Below are 19,079 nucleotides of genomic sequence, written 5' to 3' on the forward strand. Positions count from 1 at the left end.
TTTCTCCTGTCGTGACGGGGTGTCGTTCATGTGGTCGGGTCAGATCGTGCGAATAGTGCCGCCGTCGACAACGATGTCGGCGCCGAGAATTCCGGATCCCTGATCGGAGACGAGAAAGGCGACCGTATCGGCGATCTCGTTCGGGGTGGCGAATCGGCCGAGCGGAACGCCTCCGAGCCCGTCGAGCAGGGAATCCTGCGCGGCCTCGATATCCCCGTCGAATCGGTCGGCGAGACGCCGGACGAGCGCGTCTGCGGCCTCGGTCTGGATACCGCCCGGCGAGACGGTGTTCACGCGGATCCCGTGCGGTGCGAGCTGGTTCGCCAACCCCTTGCTGTACGCGCGCAGTGCGGCTTTCGCGGCGGCATAGGCGAGCGTGCTGTCCCACAGGGGCATGCGCGCCTGGATCGACGAGATATGCACGGTCGCGCCCCGGCCGGCCTCGATCATCGCGGGCACGAGCGCGCGGTCCAGGCGCACGGCGGCCAGCAGGTTGAGATTCAGCTCGCGTGCCCATTCCGCGTCGTCGAGTGCAGCGAACCCGCCCGCCGGCGCGCCGGAGCCGCCGGCGACGTGCACGAGGATGTCCGGGGTTCGGTCGGCGAGCATTGCTTCAGCGATTTCGCCGGCCGCGCGGGCATCGGTCAGGTCGGCTGTGACGAGGTTCAGGTCCGGGTCTGCCGGTTCGCCGGGGTGGCGGGCAATCACTGTGACGTCGGCGCCCGCCGCGCGGAGTCGCTCCGCGATCGCGGCCCCGGCGCCGCGGGTGCCGCCGGTGACTACGGCTCGTTTTCTGGTCGTCGTGTCCGACCCGGATTCGGTAGTGGATTCTATTTTGAAAGTAACCATGGATGCTAGATTAGCAGTGACCGGTGACGACTGTGCGCTCCGGACTTGTGAGGAGGTGCCGATGCCCGCACGTATCCGGGTCGAGGACCGGGAATGCCCTCTGTCGACGGCAGTGTCCTACGTCGGCGAGTGGTGGACGATCTTGATCCTGCACGACTGCTTCGACGGCTACACCCGATTCGACCAGTACCTGGAGAACATCGGCCTGTCTTCCAGCATGCTCACAACGCGTCTGAAAACTCTCGTCGACCGGGGCATACTCACCAAGCGTGCATATCAGGAGCGCCCGGTGCGCTACGAATACGTGCTGACCGATTTCGGCCGGTCGCTGCGCCCGGTCCTGGTCGCGCTGGCGGCCTGGCGCAATGCGCAACTCGCTCCCGAGGAGCGGGCGATGATTCTTGTGGATTCCGAGACAGGACGCGAGGTCGAACCGGTGGTCATCGATCCGGTGTCGGGTGCTTCGGTAGCGGATCCGCGGTTCCTCTTCGTGGCAGGCCCCGCAGCCGGACCGGAAATGAGCGAAAGATACCGCGGCAGAACCGCAGAGCCGGCGGCTGTCGGTGTCTCGGGAGACCGGCCTCAAACGCGCCGGGACATCGGCTGAGCGGCTTCTCGGACAAGGGGGACTATGCCTCGGCATGATCATCCACGCGGTGATGCAGTGGCCGATCGAGTCCACGATCATTTGTTGAACGGTCTTTCCTGGCCGAGGTGCCTGCTATTGCGACGAAGTGCTGCCCGGCCATCACAGTGACTCCGACCGCTCGTGGTGCCGATGCGCTGGCTTGTCTGCGGCTCGCGGTCGCCGAGGCGAGTGCGTTCTCGGACTCGACGATCTGCGTGTCGCGGGCAGGCCGAGGTCCTCGGTCCGGTGAATCGCTCGGCATGACACCGGCACCGATCGCGGTGGTGTCGGACAACGGTCCCTGCTTTCGTGGCGAGGTGTTCAAGATCGCGTTCGACGGGCCGGACCCGCTGCTGCGGCACGTCCGCACCCGGGTTCGGTCCCCGCAGACCAATGGGGTGATCGAGCGGTTCTTCGGCGACTTGAAATACGAGCACCTGCTCCGAGGTGTCATCACCGACGGCGACACTCTGGACATGGAGGTGCACCGATTCCGGATCATCTACAACACGATCAGGCCGCACCAGGCGCTCGACGACCGAGTACCCAGTGCGGCCTTCAACGACTGCGGCCAGCGAAAAATCGCTCGGTAGGCGGCGTTTCCGCTTGGCGCGATGATGGACCGGAAGGTCCAATATGGGTAACCTGGTTGCATGCCGCGTCCACGCCAGTTCGAGGAAGAGGTTGTCCTGGCGGCCGTGCAGGCGGCGTTCTGGGACAACGGCTACGCAGGCACGTCACTCGAAGATCTCCTGGCAGCCAGCGGGCTGGGCAAAGGGAGTCTGTACGGGGCATTCGGGGACAAACGGAGCTTGTTCCTGCGTGTGCTGCGCGAGTACGACGAGGCCAACGATCGGATGCTGCGTTCGTGGCTGGAGCGGGCCGACCGCGCTATCGATGTGATTCGCGGTTTCGTGACCGGACCCGTACGCGATCCCGGCGGCGAACAGGCCCGTCGCGGTTGCCTGCTCGCCAATGCCGCGATGGAGCTCTCCGTGAGCACCGCCGAGGTGGCCGCCGAGGCTCGGCGCAGCTACGCCGCGACCACTTCCGTGCTGGTCGACGCGATACGGCGAGCGCAGCGCGACGGCGACATCGCGCCCCATGTCGACCCTGATGGCGCCGCCCATGCGGTGCTGGCGGGTCAGCTCGGGCTGATCGTCCTCGGCCGGGTCGGCCAGGATCCGGCCGCCCTGTCGATCACGGCCGAGACCCTGCTCAACGGTCTGTTGCCCAAGCCCTGAGCGTTCCCGCAGTGGCGTGAGAGAGAACAATGCCGCCCAAGTTCTTGACCAAACCGTCCATATCGAGTGTTATGGACGGGTCGGTCAATAACAGGAAGTGGGAAGCTGCCATGAAGGTTCTGGAGGACAAGGTCGCTGTCGTGACCGGGGGTAACGCGGGTATCGGACTGGCGATCGCGCGGGCGTACCTCGACGAGGGTGCCCGGGTGTTCGTCGCCGGCCGTCGCCAGGCGCAGCTCGACGAGGTCGAGGCCGAACTCGGTCCCGGGGTGACCGGGATCCGCTGTGACGTGGGCAGGCTCGAGGACCTCGACGCGCTCTATACAACGGTCGCTGAGCAGGCGGGTCGGATCGATGTCCTGGTCGCCAACGCCGGGATCGGGATCGTGGCGCCGTTGGGCGAGATCACCGAGGAGCAGTTCGACGCCATGTTCACCACCAACGTCAAGGGCTCGCTGTTCACCGTGCAGAAGGCGCTGCCGCTGCTCTCGTCGGGGGCGTCGATCATCCTCACCGGATCGACGGCGGCCTCGCGGCCCGAGCCGTACCTGCCCGTGTATGGGGCGACCAAGGCTGCGCTTCGTAACCTGGTTCGCGGATTCGCCCACGTCGCCGGGGAACGTCGGTACCGGATCAACATGCTCTCCCCCGGCGGTACCCGCACGCAGGGTTTGGTCGACCTGATCTCAGCCGAGACGGTCGCCTCCGCCGGGGCGTCGGTTCCACTCGGCCGGTTGGCCGAGCCCGAAGAGATCGCCGCGGCGGCCGTCTTCCTCGCCTCGGACGCGTCCAGCTATGTCAACGGCTCCGAGCTCGCCGTGGATGGCGGCTCCGCTCAGATCTGAGCCGCGCAGACGCACCCCGCCCGGCAGGAGCTGTGCAAAGCCTGTGCGAATGGCACTGTTACTGCGCGAGGGCGATGCCCTGGACATGGAGGTCGGTGATGGCGGTCTACATCGGGATCCAGCTCGCCTACTGTTTCGGGCTCGAGCATCACGCGGTTCTCGACGGCTGCATCGTGTCGTCGGGCTTCGTGTGGGGTTCGCGATCTCGATGATTCCCTTCACGATCTGCGTCCTGCGTTACGCGGTCGACGTCGATGGCGGCGAGGCCGGTGAACCGGAAGAGATCGTGTTGGGCGACTGCACTCTGCAGATATTGGCCGTGGCGTGTCTCGCAGCAGTCGGTGTACCCCGCGCCGGGATACCGGAGTCGGCGTCGCCCGGCGCGAGTAGGGGACCGTGCTTCGGCGTCCGGAGCGAAGCTGTGTCGCCGGACATGGGGCCGGAAACGCATCGAAGATGCTGCTCGGAGGAAGGCCCTGAGCGCGGACGGTACTGGCGGCCTTACAGGCTGCGAGCTGGCCCCAGTATCGGCTTCCTTACAGCCGAGTGCTACCGCGGACGGCTGCGCCAAGCGCGTTCTCGCCGCTACCACGCGGGCCCGCTGGAGGGAGGGGCGCATCGGCGAGTGGATCTGGATGGGTGGTCGAGTCGCCGAGTATGCGGTCGATGGTGGTGTCGAGGTCCCAGGCGTAGAACAACGCTCGCTGCGCGTGGCCGGCGATCCGCTGCAACGCCGCGCCGTAGCGGTCGGCGTCGAGGATTCCTTCCACGATGACCAGCCGCCTGTCGGTTAAGCACGTGGTGGCCATGAGCTCGAGTAACTCGATGTGGAAACGCGTGGGCTGTATCGGGCTCGCGGAGGATGTTGTCCTGGGCGATGAGCGCGGTCTGGGCGCGGTCTGGGCGCGGTCGTAGCGGAGTTGCAGGGCTCGTGCGACGGTTGATTTGCCGGATCCGGAATTGCCGCGCAGCACGACGAGCGCGCCGGCCCACGGAGGTGGGGGAGTGGGTCGGCCTGTCTTGGCAAGCGGCTGCACGCTCGGTGGTTCCGGCCGAGTGGCCTGGACTGTCGAATGGATCGGTCGGCTCCCGAGTCATGCAGTGCACCGTAGCTCCGCGCCCGTCCTAACTGATGTAAGCCTGCAACCCTAAGAACTTTCTAGTGTGTAACTATTTGGATATGCGCATCTATTGAGATTACCGCTATCCTCGATCCCGGCGTACCGCCCATCGCAACGTCATCCGCGCGGCACCCGCCCGCGTCCAATTGCAACTGAGCGCGTGAGCGTCCGGTGGATGACATCGCCGGACCGCCCTTCGCCCGGCAATCTATTAGCCCGATTATTCGGGATGAGGTCTTGACTGGCGTGTGATCCGGAGGAGACTGGGAGAACACCGGAAAACCGGAGTATGCGACACGTTGGACGGAGACGTCCGGAGAGCGTGGGTGACATATTTCAGAGATCCGGCCAGGCCCCCGGCAAGCCGGTCGAACATTAGAGCCATCAGCGACGACTGTGGCTCGAGGGTTCGGCAAGACTACCGGGGACTGCTCTGTGCAGGGGGTATCGTCGGCGTCCCACTGTCCGGCGGCGTACTGGATGTGCGTGCACAGCGGTCCTCGGCAGCCGGCCATGGACGCTCTGGAGCTCCTGAGACGGGTCGGTAGTCGGCTGGCGGGCTCGCCCCTCCATTGCGGGTGCGGGCTCGGCTGGGCTGCACCTGCGGCGGTTCGTTCGGCATCTCCGCGTCGAAGTTTTACCCAACTCGGTTTCCGGCTTGGGGTAAGCATCCGCTCAGGTTGTTTCGCGCACGACAAGTTCCACCGGCAATCGGGTGGACCCGGCTTCTCCGCCGTTGATGAGATCGAGGAGCCGGTCGACCGCAGTGACGCCGATCTGACGGGCAGGGGAGTAGACCGTCGTCAGGGGATCGGAAGCCGAGCGGCTTCCGGGATATCGTGTATCCGACGAGAGCGACGTCGATGGGCACATGCAAACCGAGGTCATGTGCTGTCCCCAGTACTCCGATGCCGACATGCCGGTCACCAAGATCACCGTCACGGGCCAGATCGTATGCGCAGTCGCCTGCCAGGCGGGCTCGAAAGACGAACCAGGCGAACGGCCCTGGTCGTGCTCACGCAGATGCGACGCCATGGACAAGCATGGCCTCGTCGGCGACGGCGTCGACGTGAGCGGAAAGGACATTCATCAATCCATGCATTCTTGGACACTGATCTCAACATCATCGCTGTTCAACGATGTTTCTGTTCGCTCGAGTGTTCAAGGATCACCCGTTCATGGACATCAGCTGTTTCGGAGCACCGGGGCGGTATCGCGCGCAGCGGTTCCGCAGCAGCGTCATCGTTCAGGATCTGAAACTGCCGCGAGCCGTCGCTCCGATCGTTGGTAGATGCCGGTCATGGCGTCGAGTGTTCGGATGAGGTGGGCGCGGAGTGCTGGTGGGCCGAGGATCTCGGCATCGGCGCCTAGCTCGAGCAGCTCTGGCAGCGTCTGTTCGGCGGACTCGATCGGTATCGTCACCCGGGTCCAGCCGTCTGCATCGGCGGTCGCACTGCGATGCGCGGCCTCGACCGCTGCCGGTTCCCACAGATAGGGCAATCGGCGGAAGACCTCCGGGGACAGGCGAAGAGTCGCCGTGTCTCGGTGTCGGCGCGCGTCGAAGTCCTTCAAATAATCCCCCCAGTAGCCGGCCAGGTCGAACCCGTCGGGGAGATCGAATCGCTCGTCGAGAACGTCGAGGTCGACGATCCGCGAAATACGATAGGTACGAATGTTTTCGGCGGCGGAGGCCACGAGATACCAGTGACCGGCCTTGAGGACCAGCCCGTACGGTTGCACGGTCCGGGTGATCTCGTGGGGTTCGGTCCAGCGCAGGTAACGCATCCACACAATGCGGCTGTTCCACACCGCGTCTGCGACCGCGCCGAGATGCGGTGTGCGGTCGGCTTCGTGGTACCACCCCGGGGCGTCGAGGTGGAAGCGCTGCGCGATCCGGCCGGCGCGGTCGCGCAACTCGGTCGGCAGCGAAGCCATCAGCTTGAGCTGTACGACGGGGGCGACCGCGCCCATGCCCAGCTCCGCAGCGGCCGTCGGTATGCCGGTCAGGAACAGCGAATCGGCCTCATCGACGGTCAGTCCCGTCAGCCGGGTTCGGAAACCGCCGAGGATCCGGTATCCGCCGTCATGCCCGGATTCGCCGTACAGCGGGACGCCCGCCGCACCGAGGGCCTCCATGTCGCGGTAGACAGTGCGCACGGACACCTCCAGTGCGTCGGCCAGCTCCTGTGCCGTCATCCGTTCCCGGTTTTGCAGCAGGAGCAGGATGGACACGAGTCGGCTCGCACGCATGCCGTCGAGTCTGCCGTAATCGACTGACACAGGATGTCAGTGGAGCCGCAATAACGTCCGAGGCATGGACATCGACATCGATATCGACCAGTTCGTCGACCGCTACGTGGCCGTATGGAACGAACCGGACCCGGTGACGCGCCGACATCTCATCACCGGCCTGTGGGATGCGGACGGCGTCGAAACCAACGAATCCGCGCGGTACCAGGGTCACGATGCCCTCGAAGCGCGGATCACCGAGGCACACAACACGCTGGTGCGCGAGGCCGGCAACATCTTCTGGTCCGCGGGCGACGCGACCGGCCACCATGACACGGTCACCTTCACCACCCATATGGGCCCCCAAGCAGAAAGGGACATCGCCTGGACCGGCCGAATCTTCACCGCTCTCGGTAAGAACGGGCTCATCCGCTCCGAGCACCAGTTCACTGTGCCCACCTCGGCCGGGACAAATGCGGGCACTCGCGCCACTGTGCAGGAGTTCCTCCGCCGACTGGGCGAGGGCGACCCGGACCGAATCGCCGCCCTGTTCGCCGAACACGTCGAATGGCAATTGAACTGGCCGGTCGAGGGCCACCCGGCGGTGCCATGGATCCGGCCTCGCTCCACCCGCGCCGACGTCGCCGACCACTTCCGGGCACTGGCCGCCTTTCACATCCCTGAGAAAGCGGCCGGAAAAACAGCACAAGTCCTGTTCGACGGCCGGAACGCGGTCGTGCTCGGCGATATCCGCCAGACGGTCGAAACCACCGGCCGGCCGTACACGGCTCTGTGCGCGCTCCACCTCACAGTCACAGACGGACTGATCACCCGATACGCCGTGTACGAAGACAGCCTCACCGTCACCGAAGCCCTCGCCGGCCAATCGATACACCGCTGAACCACCGGCTGACTCGAAGGCGCCGGCAACATCGAAGATCGGACCAGCCGGCCCCGCGGCGATGCCATTGCTCGACATCGCAAGTGGCAGAAACTAATACAACGGCATTGGGCAGGACGCGGGTAAAGGATGGCAACGGATGACCGGGCCGGCGATGTTGAGCGAGTTGGGAATGGAACCTGACCCCGTGTGTCGATAGCGTGTAGGCCTGAACTACGAGAGGACATCATGCACGCTCCTGCCTTTGTTTCTGTCCTCGCTACCGGCGTCGTCGGTAGCGCGCTGCTGTTCCAGGCCGCGCCGGCCTCAGCCGAGTCGCACACCGGTATGCCGACGCTGTCTGCACAGTTCGATGGCGGCCCGTGCGCGACGACCATCAACGCCAAGGCCAACGTCTTCGATGACAGCAACCAGGTCTCCATCGGCTACCAGACCGACGACATCGCTGGCACCGGCAGCGCCGGATGCGGGTCGTCGCTGGTCGCGGTCGTCAACTGGCGCAATCTGAACAGCGGCGGGGTCGGTAGCGTGTCCCGGCACATGTTCCACAACGAGACCAACTCGATATCCTTCGCCCCCGGCCCCGGACGGATCGCGATCGAGCTGACCACGCTCAGTGCCCATTTCCCCGACGCTTCCCGTCTCGAGGTCGTCATGCACGGCTGATCGCTGCCGTTTGGGACTATGGGGCAGGGCCGCGGCTAGTACGAGCGTTCGAACGGTGCCCAGCCAGGAAAAGCACCGGGTCGTCGCAGGTGACGATCGGAGTGGCAGTCCGGTAGACCGCCCAGCTTCGCTGATAGAGCAGAGGCGCGACACTGGTGCGGACATCCTCGATCATCAGATGGATTGCCTCGTGTTTGGGATCGCTGAAACGTGGCTGCATCCGACGGTAGATCTCGACCGGCTCCGCCCCTGGAGTGGTTCTTTTCAGAAACTCACGCTTCGCTGCCGATGGACCGTTGATGATCGCGAGATGCCTTTCGCGCTGACTGACGGTCCGAGTGGCTTGCAGGCCCAGAAAGACCGACATGTCTTGGAGAAGGGCCCGGTCCTTCACCGGCCCGGTGTCCAGGTCGATCAATTTATCCCAGTACTGCCCGACGCTGCGCCGGCGGCCCGGCCGAGACCGGTGCGGGTGTGCCCAGCGGGGCCGGCATCAGCAGCAGCCTTCGGTCCCTGCGTCCGGGCAGCATGCCGGATCCACCGCCAGCACCAGCCCGAGCAGATCGGCCAGCGCCGCGGCGATCCGCGGGTCGGCGAGTTCGTAACGGCTGCGGCGGCCTTCGGGGACCGCGACCACCAGTCCGCACCCGCGCAGGCACGCCAGGTGGTTGGACAGAATCTGCCGTGTCACCCCGATCTGCTCGGCCAACTCCGCCGGATATCCGGGCCCGGTGCGCAAGCTCAACAGGATCCGGGTGCGGGTCGAGTCGGACAAGGCGTGCCCGAAGCGGGCCAGCGCGTCGGTGTGGACAGCGGTCTCCATACCCAGACGGTACATCAGAATCTGTATTCAGAAAACAATGAACCTTCAACGTGGGACCCAGCGGCGACCCGAGCCCTATGAGAGGGACAGCCTTTCGAGCCACCGGGACGCCTTGGACCAAGATCGTTATCGCGAACCTTTCAGCGCGGGCGGAGAAGCTCGGTTGGACGGGTCGCTCGACCCGGTCTCGATGGCATCGGCTGAGAGCCGAGGACCCTGGCCGAGGCGGCGTTTGGGAAACCGTCCGGAGCGCTCACCTCGATGGCAGACCGAACCGGTCCTATGGCTGAGAGCTTGGGGGCTGCCGCCGTTGTTCTCGCTGGGCGGCGCGCACTTCGAGAACGAACAGTGCGATGAGGAGTGCGACGGAGATAGCCAGAACGGCGCCACCGCCGTATATGAGCCGCGCGTGCAGTTTCGGAGCGCTCTCCCGTCGTTCTTTCTCCCCGGCCAGCACCTGCGCGTAGGTCTCGTCCGGCCGGTCGCTGTTCCAGTACATGCAGATATCGCCGGGTTGCATGACTTTGTCATCGCATTTGGCGACGACAGGGCCGGTGGAGTCGTCGGTCCAGCTCAGGACGAGGCCGGCCACGCATGCCAGCAACGCCAAGACCATCGCATAGGCGAGGAACTGGCCGGCCAGCCCGCGCAACCTTGCCATCAGCGGTTCCCGATCCGCAGCCACAGTCCCCCCTGGATTCCGTCCATCGATGCCTGCCGATCATCGCAACGATCACTCCACCCGGCAACTGGTCGCGGCCACTTCCTCGCGACTTCGGGCCTCGGCGACCGTCTCGTAACCAAGGTTTCGAGACGGTGCTCTGATCGTCTCGAAATCGCGCTCGGCGGACGATGTCGGCCAGTTCGGCGCCTTGCGAGCATTGCCCACCCAGGTGGTGTCGGCACCGGTCGCTACGGTCACCGCATGTCTCACCCCGCTCCGGACACTTTCGACCAGGTATGGGCTCGTTTCCTCGATCACCTCCGCATGTACTCGCCAGCCTCCGCCGCGACCCTGCAACCCGGCGCTACCGCCGAACAGATCGCGCACCTGGAAGCTGTCCACGGTTTCGCGCTACACCCCGACGTCCGGGCACTGCTCGAACATCACAACGGCACCGTGTACGCCGCCGAAGGCGCCGGATTCCTACCGATGGGGTACATGCTCGACCCGATCGACCGGATCCTCTCCGGCCACGAGTGGCGAACCACCTTCAGCGCCGAGAACCGAGAACGGGGCTTGGACGAGGAGACCCTCTACGGCCATGCCCACCAATGGCTTCCGATCGCTCACTCCATCGACGCCGGTATCTTGTTCATCGAGCACCGCCCCGGACCGACCTACGGTCACGTCATCGAATTGGGTATCGGCTCGGGCGCTTTCGAGGGCTCCCTGTGGGGCAACACGCTGCGCGAATTCTTCGATGCCCTCACTGGCTCCCTCGCCACCCGCACCCCCTTTCGCGACCAGACCCCCGAGGTCCGGGAGTCGAACCGCACCGGGAAGGTCTATTTGCACTGGGAATTCGACTGGGACGAGTGAGCCCTGCCCCGAGTACCCATCGAACGAGGTCCGCCATGATATCTGTCCGTGAATGCCCTTTTGGTGAACATGCTCGGCGGGCGTGGGCCGGGTTGGGGTGTTTCCAGGTGCGGGGATCGTAGGCTACCGGCGTGTTCTGGCCTGGTGGTGGCGATGGCGGGAGTGTAAGGTCTCAAAATTCGTGACATGCGCCGGTTGACTGACCTCGGTGTTTCCGGTTTGTCTCGGATCGTCGCGTGAGGGTTTGTCTCAGTTCGACGGCATTTCCTCGGGTTGGTGTGTGAGTTGGTCAGAGCGCGGGGTCTCGAATGTCCTCTGGCGAAGGAAGAAACGAAGCCGCCGATTGTCGGTAACACCTGCAATCATGCACGCTATGACATCTTCCGACCCCTTGGCCCCATTCCGGTGGCTCCACGACGGTGACTCCCTGCTGGAAGATATCTTCACCGTGGCCTTTTTCCGCGGGCTCGAGCCGTCGGAGGTGGTGCGCCGCTTCAGCCGCGGCGAGGATCATGGCCAGGAATCGGACTTCGCCGGGCTCATGGACCAGGCCACCGAGTTCTCCATCAAAACCGACGGAGGGTACGGGGGAGGCACCGTGGGCGTCTTGCAGGTCGGTGAGTGGAGCGTGGCCATCGAGCCGATGGGGTGGATGGCCACGCTCCACGATGTCCTGGCCGAATTGTCGCGTGATTGTGAGGTATTGGCCATCACTCGGCACGGCTACGCCGAGGACAGCCTCAGGTACGCGATCGACGGCACGATCGTCACGGGCTACAACCCCTTGCAGTGCCCCTACCTTCGACACGGCTCCGAGCCCGACCGGCTCAACGGGTTCATGCGGGAGCTCGGCATGGCGGTGGACTCGCGGGACGACGAGAACGACCGCGACGACGAGTACGACTGGGAGGACGAGGACGAGAGGGCCGAGAGCGACTACGTCTCTGCCCTGCCGGGTGCTTTCGCCCTGGCCGCGAAGCTCACCCAAGTGCGGTTCATCCCGGAAATCCTCGATCGCGCGATGCTCGTTGGACCCGTCGCGTACAGGTGACCGTCCAGTAGCCACAGCGACGAGTACGGAATCTCAGAACCGTGGCGGATACCGCGCTGGGCTGGCTGCTGGTCGCGGCCGGCACGTTGTGTATCGCGGTGAAGGAGACGAGGGAGTTCGTGGAGGATCTGGGCTGGGCGCAGGTGTGGACATGGCTGCTGGCGGTGGTGGCCGGGTTGGTGGCGGTAGGTAATGCGGCGTTGCAGACCGCCCGGACCCCTCTGGTCCTCGAGGCCGCCGCGCACGTCGGGGATCCCGGCGCCGCCTCCTGAAACAAGGGCACCGCCTGCGACGACCGGGGCGCTGACGTCACAGGCGGTGCCAGGGGTTTCGGTTATGCAGTTGGTGCGGGGATTCGGATTCCGGGGTGGATATCGAGGGTGTGTATCGCCGAGCTCGAACCGCTCGTCGACGAAGCCTACGACCTCGCGGTCATCGCGCGGATCCGCAACCCCATCGACCGTCACGGCAGTGGCCCCTACCCGGCCGAAGATCTCGCCGCGTTCACCGACGCCGAGCTCGGCATGAGTGATCCGCAGGTATCGGCTGTGGCCGGGTTGACGGCGCCGTCGGAAGAGGAGGCCGTCCTCCTTCGTGGCCTGTTCGCCGGTGTCCCTCCTGAGCGGCTCTGCTGTGGAGGGGAGGTCAGTCGTCGAGGTCGCGGTGTGTGTATCCGTAGAGTCCGGTCATCGTCATGGCGAGGGAAATCGCTATGAGGATGAGGGTCGCGACGGGATCCGGGGTGGTTTCGGGTACGGGAGCGAGATGAGCGAAGGGGGAAACTTGGATCAACCAGGCGGGCGCTCCCGCGCTTCGGGTGATGACATCGAGGAGGAAACCTCCGACCACCGGGAGGGCGCCGAGGGGGCTGACCGCGCTCGGATACCAGCCCAACGCCAGCACCGCGGCGCCGAGTGCGAGCAGGGCGACCGGGGCGGTATTGAACGCGCTGGCCAGGGCTTGTCCCAGCCCGAGTGGTGTGCCGGTGAGTACCGCGCCGGCCCACAGCGCGACCGCCGCGGTGGTCAGCAGGACCGCGGCCCCTGCTGCGGCGACGAGGGTTTCGGCGCCGGCGAGTTGGTATCGAGACAGGGGCAGGCTGTGCAGCAGGCTTGACCGGCGGGCTTTCTCGTCGGCGGCCGTGGCCGCGATGCGGGTGGCGGCGTAGAGGCCGGCGGGGATGGCCAGGAGGGAGAACATCGCGGCGGCGAACCCGCTGGCCGAGCCGAGACCGCCGAATCCTGCGGTGGCGGCGAGTTCGGCGAATCGCGGATTGTCGGTGAGGAAGTCCAGGATCGAGGAGAGCACCGCGCCGATGACCAGGAAGTAGGCGGCGATACCCACCGCCCATCCCGCGGTGGGGGCAGCGGCGCGGCGGGCGGCGAACCCGGTCACCGATCCCAGTAACCAGGTACGGGCAGCGCGTCTGTCCGACATACCGATCACCGCGCCGCCGAGGTCACGGCGGGGGGCAGCGGCGATCGCGGCGCCAACGACTGCGGCCGCTGCGCCGAGGAGGACCAGTACCGGCAGGAAGTGGTTGCCGGCGTAGGGGGCGGCGCGTGCGGCGAGCCCGAAGGGGGTGAACCAGGACAGCCAGGAGAGCGCGGCGACTCCGTCGGCGAGCATCCGCAGCAGCAGGCACACCCCGAGCAGTGCGGAGGCCGTTCCGGTGGCCGCGCTACGAGAGGGCAGCAGTTGCCCGGCGAGCAGGCCCGCTCCGGCGAAGGCTGTGGTGGCTCCGAACACGCAGAGGGCGTGGACGAGCGCGCCGGTGCTGTCGGTGCCGGTGGCGGCCAGGGCGATACCCACGCCCGCCGCGATCGCGGCGGCGGCCAGGGTCAGTGTCACGGCGCTGCGTGTGACCAGGTCCAGCAGCCGCGCCCGGCCGGCCAGCAGCAGATTCCAGCGTCCGCTGTCCTCTTCACCCCGGGTGATACGGGTTGCGGCCAGCAGTGCCCACAGGCCGCAGAGCACGAAGACGGGGGTGCCGGTGCGCCAGACGGTGAACCCGCCGGGGTCGTCGAGGGCTCGCGCGGCGCCGAACAAGACCCGGACCGCGGGGTTCTCGGTGAGCGCCCGCAGGGATTCGGTATCGAGGGCATCAGCGAATGTCGCCTGGTATTGCGCGGCGACCACGGCGGTGAGCCCGGTGGCGGTGAGAACGACCAGTGTTGCGCCGCGCCGTAGTTGACGCACGGTGAGCCGCGACACGGCACGCCCGGCCGGCGCGATGTCGGCCGGTGGCCGGAGTGTGGTGGCGGTCATTGGGCGCCCTTACCGTAGTAGTCGAGGAAGATCTCTTCGAGGGTGGGTTCACACAGTGACAGTGCCGTGACCTGGATTTCGGCGAGCGCTCGCAGTGCGGGGGCCGGCGGGCCGGACAGGGTGAACCGGATCCGGGTGTCATCGAGTTGCTCGACCGCGCCCACACCGTCCACTTCGGTGAGTGCCGGCGGGTCGCCGTCATAGGAGACCTCGACTTCGGTGCGCTGGAGCCGCCGCAACTCCTCCAGGGTGGCGATGTCGACGAGTCGGCCCGCACGCAGGATCGCGACCCGGTCGCACAGGGCTTCGACCTCGCCGAGTTGGTGTGAACTCAGGAACACGGTCTGTCCGCGGTCGCGGGCTTCGGTGACACAGCGCCGGAATTGGTGCTCCATCAGCGGATCCAGGCCGCTGGTCGGCTCGTCGAGGACCAGCAGCGGGGCGCGGGTGGCGAACGCGGCGACCAACGCGACCTTCTGCCTGTTGCCGGTGGAGTAGGTTTTGCCGCGCTTGTCCAGATCGAGCGCGAACCGGTCGACCAGCTCGGCGCGGTAGCCGGTATCGATGCCGGGGCCTGTACGGGCGAGCAGCTCCAAGATCTCGGCACCGGTCAGCGACGGCCACAGCGCGACATCGGCAGGTACGTAGGCGAGGTGCCGGTGCGCGGCGCGGACCCGGGCCGCGTCCTCACCAAAGATGCGCGCGGTGCCGGCGGTGGGCCGGATGAGACCGAGCAGCATCCGGATGATGGTCGATTTCCCGGCGCCGTTGGGCCCGAGGAATCCGAACACCTCGCCCGAGGTCACGGTCACGGTGAGGCCGTCGACGGCGACGGTGCGGCCGAATCGTTTGGACAGGTGATCGATGGAAATTGCCGCGTTGGTGTCGAGGGCGCGCGCGGGCGGCGCCGTGGTGGTGGGCATCGGGAGTCCTTCCGGGTCGGCGGATATGACTTGCCGACCAGACTTCCCGGCGCACCTGGTGATGAGATTACGCTGGCGAGAGCGCGCAGATGGGGACTTTCACCGACAAGCATCACTGGGTACACCGGCGGCGACCACGGCGATCATGGCTGTCAGAAGGATCGTGGGGTAGGCCCACTGCATCCGTGCGGGTGATCTGTGGGCGCCGGAGTTTGCCCTGACTCGTCGAGCCCCACCCTCGGGTCTTCGATGACCGTGCCAGCAGGCTCGACCGTCGGATGTGGTGCCGGTTTCCTCGGTCGAGCCGCTGCAGTGGCCGTCCTTACGCGGTCCGGGCGGGTTCTGTGTCCCTGCCACCGGGTACCTGCGGTGCAGGAGGAGCCACGCTGATGAGCACCTCCGGGCCCCGCCCTGCTCTCCTGTCCCGAGGTTCCTGGCCGGAAGCCCGGCGTATCGCATCGATCCTTCGCACCGAGGCCGCCGGTGGGATCCTGCTGATCATCGCCGCGGCGATCGGGCTCATCTGGCCAATACGCCTTGGTCACACGCTTACGCGGCCTTGCGCGATTTCCAGCTGGGACCAACCGGCCTGCAGTCGAACCTGTCGTTGGAGACCTGGGCGGCCGATGGGCTGCTCGCGGTGTTCTTCTTTGTGGTCGGTGCTCACCTGGTGGCTGGTGCACCAGTCCGGAAAGACTCGAACGATCGCTCATCGGCAGGCGTGCCGGTAGACCCGATGACTCCGGGCGCGGCGGGAATCCGCTGTCAGAGCCTTTCCAGCGGTGGGGAGCTGCCGTGTTGACGGATACCCTTCGGCAACTTCACAACTCGTTCGAAAGGCGAGCAATGATCTCGAACAATGTCGTCAAAACCGTCGTCGCCTCGACGCTGCCGCTGATCGCCGCCACGGTCGTCGCCGGAGGCGCTTCCGCCGACGCCGGGCCGATGGCCGATGCGCAGGCCACGCCGATCGCCGGTATTCCGCTGGAGGAGCCTCAGGACGTCAAAACCAACCCAGGCGCCCAGTACCCCGATCCCGTGTTGAACGGCGCTGCTCTGGGCGCCGGTATCGGCTCGGCGGTCGGTTCGGCCACGGGTTCCGGTGGGCCGATCCTCGGTGGGCTGATCGGCGCCTTGGTCGGTGCGGTGAATCCCGACGTGGTCCCGCAGGTTCTTCCCTGAACTGACTGGGTGTACCGACCACGGACGTTGGTGACGGCGTGGTGAGCTGACAAAACGAAGACCTCCGAGTGAAGTGCGAGCTGTCTGGGAACGCATTCACCTACCGGAGGTCTTCGTGCTCCACCGTAACGCGCCGTTGTCGGAGTTGGGTCGGGTTGCGGCTTGCTCGTTGTGTCGTCGAGGACGGCTGGCCACTACGCCGGGCCGACCGCTACTGTGATTACGGCGCCGCCGCCATGGCCGATCGCTCCAGCCGCCCGCACCACAGCCCGAACCGGCTACCGAAACGCACCGAACACCGCATCATCAAAGTCTGGATCCTGCGCCGGTGGGGACCGGCGCGGATTGCTTATCTGCTGGGTTTGAATCCGGCAACGGTGCATCGCGTCCTGCGTCGCTACCGGATGACCCGGCTCGCCCACCTCGATCGGGCCACCGGCGTTGGCATCCGCCGGCCGTCACTTCCTGGCTGTTCAAAAATTGACGCATTCCTGAACGTTGTCCTCGGACTCATCGCTGGTCAGCGATTTTTGAGGACGCACTGTTGTCCACAAATGCCCTATTTATGGACATCTGTGTGACCGGGCGGGCCCGGGCCGAAGAGTGATAGCGGGTCCGCCAGCCCGCGCCGTCACGCGCTCCCCCGGCTGGCACTCGAGATGGCGACGCAGGGAACCGCCTGACGAAAGGTCGGTAGAACAGAGGGCGTCAACATATCCGGCCCGCCTGCGCCACTGACATCGAAGAGGGAATCAGCCACTCATATCCCGGTAGGAACTCGCAGCCAGTTGCGCGATGGCGGCATCGACTTCGGCGCGATAGTGCTCGCTGGGCACCGCTGCAGCCTGTCTCGGTAGTAGTTCACTGCGGACACTGTTACCAAGGTCGGGCGGCGTCGCGGGGAGCGGGTGTAGGTGCCGGGGTGGCGGGAGTGCGGCGCGGGCCTGATCAGGCGCGAAACCCCCTGGCGGTAGTTGCGCTTGTGGTGCTCGACAACCATGATCATGTTCGTCCGGTTCAGCCGTACTCCGGGCGCACGACAGCTCGTGCGGGCGGTCGGAGAGTCAGTGTTCGAAGTAGTCTTCACTGCTTACGGGCAGATTCGACTCTGATCGAGACAGACCTTGAACAGGCCGATCACGTACAGGCTTTGTGCTGGTGTTGAACAGTCCGGCGAGTAATACCAGGCTCGTCACGATCACGACGTGCGCGGTGAGGATCACCAGCATGGGTAGGGCGAAGCCCTCGTTGGTGAGGATTCCGTGGTCTCCTACACAGTAGAGGGTGTAGTTGGTGGAGGTGCCTTCGGAGTCGTGGAAGGTGTCGGAGACGACCATGGGTTCGGTAGCCGGGGCGGAACAAAACAGAGGCGCGGTGAGTTTCGCTTCGCCTGGCCAGATAGCTACGGGCACAACGATGCTGAGAGCGCCGGTGAGGAGTCCGGTCAAGAGGGCTGTCGCTGGACGGGGCATCGGCTATACCTGCTGGGCTCGAAGGAAGACGCCGGCGCGGTCGAATTCGGCGAGTGCCTCCGAGCGGGCGGAGGCCACGTTGGCGACTATGCGGATGTCGCGGCCGAAGCGGCTCACCACGATGGCGGTGACCTGTCCATCGATAATTTCGCTGCGCGTGCGAGCGGTGTCGACTATGTCTTCGATGCGCGAGAGGCCGGGTACCTCGCTGGCCCTGAAGTTTTGGCTGTCCAGGTCGGCGAAGGAGGAAATCCGCACAGGACGTGGGGCACTCAGGTCGCCGAGGGTGAAGGAGTAGTCGTCCATCACGCGGGACGGACCGGGCGGCCGGACACGCAGGCGGACAGTGGGTTCGCGGGCGGTGAAGTCGCTTTCGGCGAGGAAGTCGGTCACCTGGGCGGGCTGGTTGTTCACGACCAGCCGGAACTGGGTCGAGTTCGGTGCGCTGAGGAGGATGACGTTCAGCTCCGGGTCGCTTGCGTCGATGCGCTGGGCCAGCGCGGCGATCGCGGCCTGCGGCAGGGCGCTCACCAACCCGCCGCCGCGTGTCCGGATCCGGTCCTCGAAATCTGCGCGGTCCACGGCACCGATACATCCGCTGGTACTGCTGAGCACGGCCAGGCACAGCAGGACACGGAACCAATTGCCACGGTGCATGCCCCGAATGCTATGCGTTGGGAACCGATTGCGTAGGTCACCCCTCGAACGAATCTGCTACTGAATCCGGTTGGTCGGATCTGCGGAGCAAGCGAAACTGTCGCAGTTTTCATTGAAGGCGGGGTGGTTCGCGAGCGTGGCCAAGACGGTGTGTGCTTGCTCGGTGTCGCGGTAACGGGCGAGTCCGGGGCGAATGCTCGCCACGCTGTATCGGGCTTCAGGCCGGTGAGTGATGTAGAGGCGGCGGTCGGTCGTTCATGAAGGACCGACCGCCGCGCTGTCGGCTGCGCCCGCGCCACGCGGCGATCGGCAGACGATCGAATTCCGATCACTTCTTCCTCCGCGTCGCACGAGTCGAGTGCGGCATTGCCGCTGAACTTCCTGGGAGCACTATCGGACCGATCGCGGGCCGGCCGCCGTTCGGCACGCCACCGGGGTCCGCATTCGCGAGCGTGTCGTGCTCGCCGCCGGACAAGGCGACCCGTCGCGCGCCGTCCTTCGCCGTCTTCTCTCCTGACTCTTGGCCGTCGCCGGAGAGCTCGATCCGGATGTCGATCATGTGGCCGGGCTGGACAAAGCAGTCGGCAATATGGACGTCGGGCGGCACAGTGCCATCGTCGAGGCCATCGAGACCGGCAACGCCGACGCGGCCGCGGCCCGCGGTGCGGCACCATATG

General features: G+C 66.0%; 24 protein-coding genes and 2 pseudogenes. 13 read left to right on the top strand and 13 right to left on the bottom strand.

Annotation, left to right across the window (positions count from 1 at the left end; all coding sequences use genetic code 11):
• Positions 1–39: 39 nt before the first annotated feature.
• Positions 40–849, bottom strand: a complete 810-nt coding sequence (locus IG75_RS0101475; RefSeq protein WP_030519290.1) for an oxidoreductase — start codon at positions 847–849, stop codon at positions 40–42.
• Here IG75_RS0101475 and IG75_RS0101480 point away from each other — a divergent pair.
• The 5 genes and pseudogenes from IG75_RS0101480 to IG75_RS37995 all read left to right on the top strand — a co-directional run.
• Entirely contained in the window at positions 824–1,456 is a 633-nt protein-coding gene (locus tag IG75_RS0101480) for a winged helix-turn-helix transcriptional regulator (protein WP_247904479.1), read from the top strand. The two genes, IG75_RS0101475 and IG75_RS0101480, sit on opposite strands and share 26 nt — an antisense overlap.
• Before the next feature lie 281 nt (positions 1,457–1,737).
• Positions 1,738–2,070: an integrase core domain-containing protein gene (locus tag IG75_RS37990; protein WP_051714086.1), complete on the top strand. Its 333-nt coding sequence runs from the start codon at positions 1,738–1,740 to the stop codon at positions 2,068–2,070.
• A 60-nt stretch (positions 2,071–2,130) separates the two neighbouring features.
• Positions 2,131–2,721 carry a TetR/AcrR family transcriptional regulator gene (locus tag IG75_RS0101490; RefSeq protein WP_030519293.1) on the top strand — a complete coding sequence of 197 codons (591 nt, stop codon included), beginning with the start codon at positions 2,131–2,133 and terminating at the stop codon, positions 2,719–2,721.
• Positions 2,722–2,831: 110 nt separating this feature from the next.
• A complete protein-coding gene (locus IG75_RS0101495; protein ID WP_030519294.1) occupies positions 2,832–3,566 on the top strand; it encodes an SDR family NAD(P)-dependent oxidoreductase in 735 nt (244 codons plus the stop codon).
• Positions 3,567–3,646: 80 nt separating this feature from the next.
• A pseudogene (locus tag IG75_RS37995) lies at positions 3,647–3,909 on the top strand (hypothetical protein); the annotation flags it as partial.
• Positions 3,910–4,102: 193 nt separating this feature from the next.
• Here IG75_RS37995 and IG75_RS39510 read toward each other — a convergent pair.
• The 3 genes from IG75_RS39510 to IG75_RS0101515 form a co-directional block, all read right to left on the bottom strand.
• Positions 4,103–4,375, bottom strand: coding sequence for a P-loop NTPase family protein (locus tag IG75_RS39510; protein WP_030519295.1), 273 nt, complete (start codon positions 4,373–4,375; stop codon positions 4,103–4,105).
• Between the two features lie 987 nt (positions 4,376–5,362).
• On the bottom strand, positions 5,363–5,629 hold the full coding sequence (locus IG75_RS0101510) for a substrate-binding domain-containing protein (RefSeq protein WP_373863728.1): 267 nt from the start codon (positions 5,627–5,629) through the stop codon (positions 5,363–5,365).
• 297 nt (positions 5,630–5,926) lie between these two features.
• Positions 5,927–6,937: a helix-turn-helix transcriptional regulator gene (locus IG75_RS0101515; protein WP_030519297.1), complete on the bottom strand. Its 1,011-nt coding sequence runs from the start codon at positions 6,935–6,937 to the stop codon at positions 5,927–5,929.
• Positions 6,938–7,001: 64 nt separating this feature from the next.
• Between IG75_RS0101515 and IG75_RS0101520 the strand changes: the two genes are divergently transcribed.
• Together IG75_RS0101520 and IG75_RS0101525 are read left to right on the top strand one after the other, a co-directional pair.
• On the top strand, positions 7,002–7,817 hold the full coding sequence (locus IG75_RS0101520) for a nuclear transport factor 2 family protein (protein ID WP_245713128.1): 816 nt from the start codon (positions 7,002–7,004) through the stop codon (positions 7,815–7,817).
• A 228-nt stretch (positions 7,818–8,045) separates the two neighbouring features.
• The gene (locus IG75_RS0101525) at positions 8,046–8,483 is read left to right on the top strand and encodes a hypothetical protein (RefSeq protein WP_063045255.1); all 438 of its coding nucleotides are present in this window, start codon (positions 8,046–8,048) and stop codon (positions 8,481–8,483) included.
• A 16-nt stretch (positions 8,484–8,499) separates the two neighbouring features.
• Here IG75_RS0101525 and IG75_RS0101530 read toward each other — a convergent pair whose 3' ends face one another.
• From IG75_RS0101530 to IG75_RS39520, 4 genes are all read right to left on the bottom strand, one after another.
• Entirely contained in the window at positions 8,500–8,901 is a 402-nt protein-coding gene (locus IG75_RS0101530) for a hypothetical protein (RefSeq protein ID WP_030519300.1), read from the bottom strand.
• Positions 8,902–8,976: 75 nt separating this feature from the next.
• Positions 8,977–9,306, bottom strand: coding sequence for an ArsR/SmtB family transcription factor (locus IG75_RS0101535; protein ID WP_030519301.1), 330 nt, complete (start codon positions 9,304–9,306; stop codon positions 8,977–8,979).
• Between the two features lie 280 nt (positions 9,307–9,586).
• Complete coding sequence (locus tag IG75_RS39515; protein WP_162183762.1) at positions 9,587–9,967, bottom strand: hypothetical protein; 381 nt, start codon at positions 9,965–9,967, stop codon at positions 9,587–9,589.
• A gap of 72 nt (positions 9,968–10,039) precedes the next feature.
• Positions 10,040–10,228, bottom strand: coding sequence for a hypothetical protein (locus tag IG75_RS39520; RefSeq protein WP_162183763.1), 189 nt, complete (start codon positions 10,226–10,228; stop codon positions 10,040–10,042).
• A 3-nt stretch (positions 10,229–10,231) separates the two neighbouring features.
• Here IG75_RS39520 and IG75_RS39525 point away from each other — a divergent pair, with 3 nt between their 5' ends.
• From IG75_RS39525 to IG75_RS0101555, 3 genes are all read left to right on the top strand, one after another.
• Positions 10,232–10,849 (top strand): SMI1/KNR4 family protein, encoded by a 618-nt coding sequence (locus tag IG75_RS39525; protein ID WP_162183764.1) that lies wholly within the window; start codon positions 10,232–10,234, stop codon positions 10,847–10,849.
• A gap of 373 nt (positions 10,850–11,222) precedes the next feature.
• Entirely contained in the window at positions 11,223–11,900 is a 678-nt protein-coding gene (locus IG75_RS0101550) for a DUF6461 domain-containing protein (RefSeq protein WP_030519304.1), read from the top strand.
• A gap of 41 nt (positions 11,901–11,941) precedes the next feature.
• Entirely contained in the window at positions 11,942–12,172 is a 231-nt protein-coding gene (locus IG75_RS0101555; protein ID WP_051714089.1) for a hypothetical protein, read from the top strand.
• 373 nt (positions 12,173–12,545) lie between these two features.
• Here the strand turns inward: IG75_RS0101555 and IG75_RS0101560 are convergent, their stop codons facing one another.
• Together IG75_RS0101560 and IG75_RS0101565 are read right to left on the bottom strand one after the other, a co-directional pair.
• Positions 12,546–14,168, bottom strand: coding sequence for a polyketide antibiotic transporter (locus IG75_RS0101560; RefSeq protein ID WP_030519306.1), 1,623 nt, complete (start codon positions 14,166–14,168; stop codon positions 12,546–12,548).
• Positions 14,165–15,091 carry an ABC transporter ATP-binding protein gene (locus IG75_RS0101565; RefSeq protein ID WP_030519307.1) on the bottom strand — a complete coding sequence of 309 codons (927 nt, stop codon included), beginning with the start codon at positions 15,089–15,091 and terminating at the stop codon, positions 14,165–14,167. The genes IG75_RS0101560 and IG75_RS0101565 overlap by 4 nt, the downstream gene beginning before the upstream one ends.
• 283 nt (positions 15,092–15,374) lie before the next feature.
• On the opposite strand from IG75_RS0101565, the gene IG75_RS40830 reads away from it, so the two are divergent.
• From IG75_RS40830 to IG75_RS38010, 3 genes and pseudogenes are all read left to right on the top strand, one after another.
• On the top strand, positions 15,375–15,893 hold the full coding sequence (locus IG75_RS40830) for a Na+/H+ antiporter NhaA (RefSeq protein WP_425594442.1): 519 nt from the start codon (positions 15,375–15,377) through the stop codon (positions 15,891–15,893).
• Positions 15,894–15,937: 44 nt separating this feature from the next.
• Positions 15,938–16,273, top strand: coding sequence for a hypothetical protein (locus IG75_RS0101570; RefSeq protein WP_030519308.1), 336 nt, complete (start codon positions 15,938–15,940; stop codon positions 16,271–16,273).
• 115 nt (positions 16,274–16,388) lie between these two features.
• Positions 16,389–16,755, top strand: a pseudogene (locus IG75_RS38010) (helix-turn-helix domain-containing protein); the annotation flags it as partial.
• Positions 16,756–17,337: 582 nt separating this feature from the next.
• Here the strand turns inward: IG75_RS38010 and IG75_RS37140 are convergent.
• The 3 genes from IG75_RS37140 to IG75_RS40835 all read right to left on the bottom strand — a co-directional run bounded on the left by IG75_RS37140 (position 17,338) and on the right by IG75_RS40835 (position 19,009).
• Positions 17,338–17,721, bottom strand: a complete 384-nt coding sequence (locus IG75_RS37140) for a hypothetical protein (RefSeq protein WP_156058572.1) — start codon at positions 17,719–17,721, stop codon at positions 17,338–17,340.
• Between the two features lie 27 nt (positions 17,722–17,748).
• The gene (locus IG75_RS0101580) at positions 17,749–18,327 is read right to left on the bottom strand and encodes a hypothetical protein (protein WP_156058574.1); all 579 of its coding nucleotides are present in this window, start codon (positions 18,325–18,327) and stop codon (positions 17,749–17,751) included.
• Between the two features lie 403 nt (positions 18,328–18,730).
• A complete protein-coding gene (locus IG75_RS40835) occupies positions 18,731–19,009 on the bottom strand; it encodes a hypothetical protein (protein ID WP_030519311.1) in 279 nt (92 codons plus the stop codon).
• Between the last annotated feature and the right edge of the window lie 70 nt (positions 19,010–19,079).

This window comes from Nocardia rhamnosiphila NBRC 108938 (assembly GCF_000720425.1).
GTDB classification, from domain to species: Bacteria; Actinomycetota; Actinomycetes; order Mycobacteriales; family Mycobacteriaceae; genus Nocardia; species Nocardia rhamnosiphila.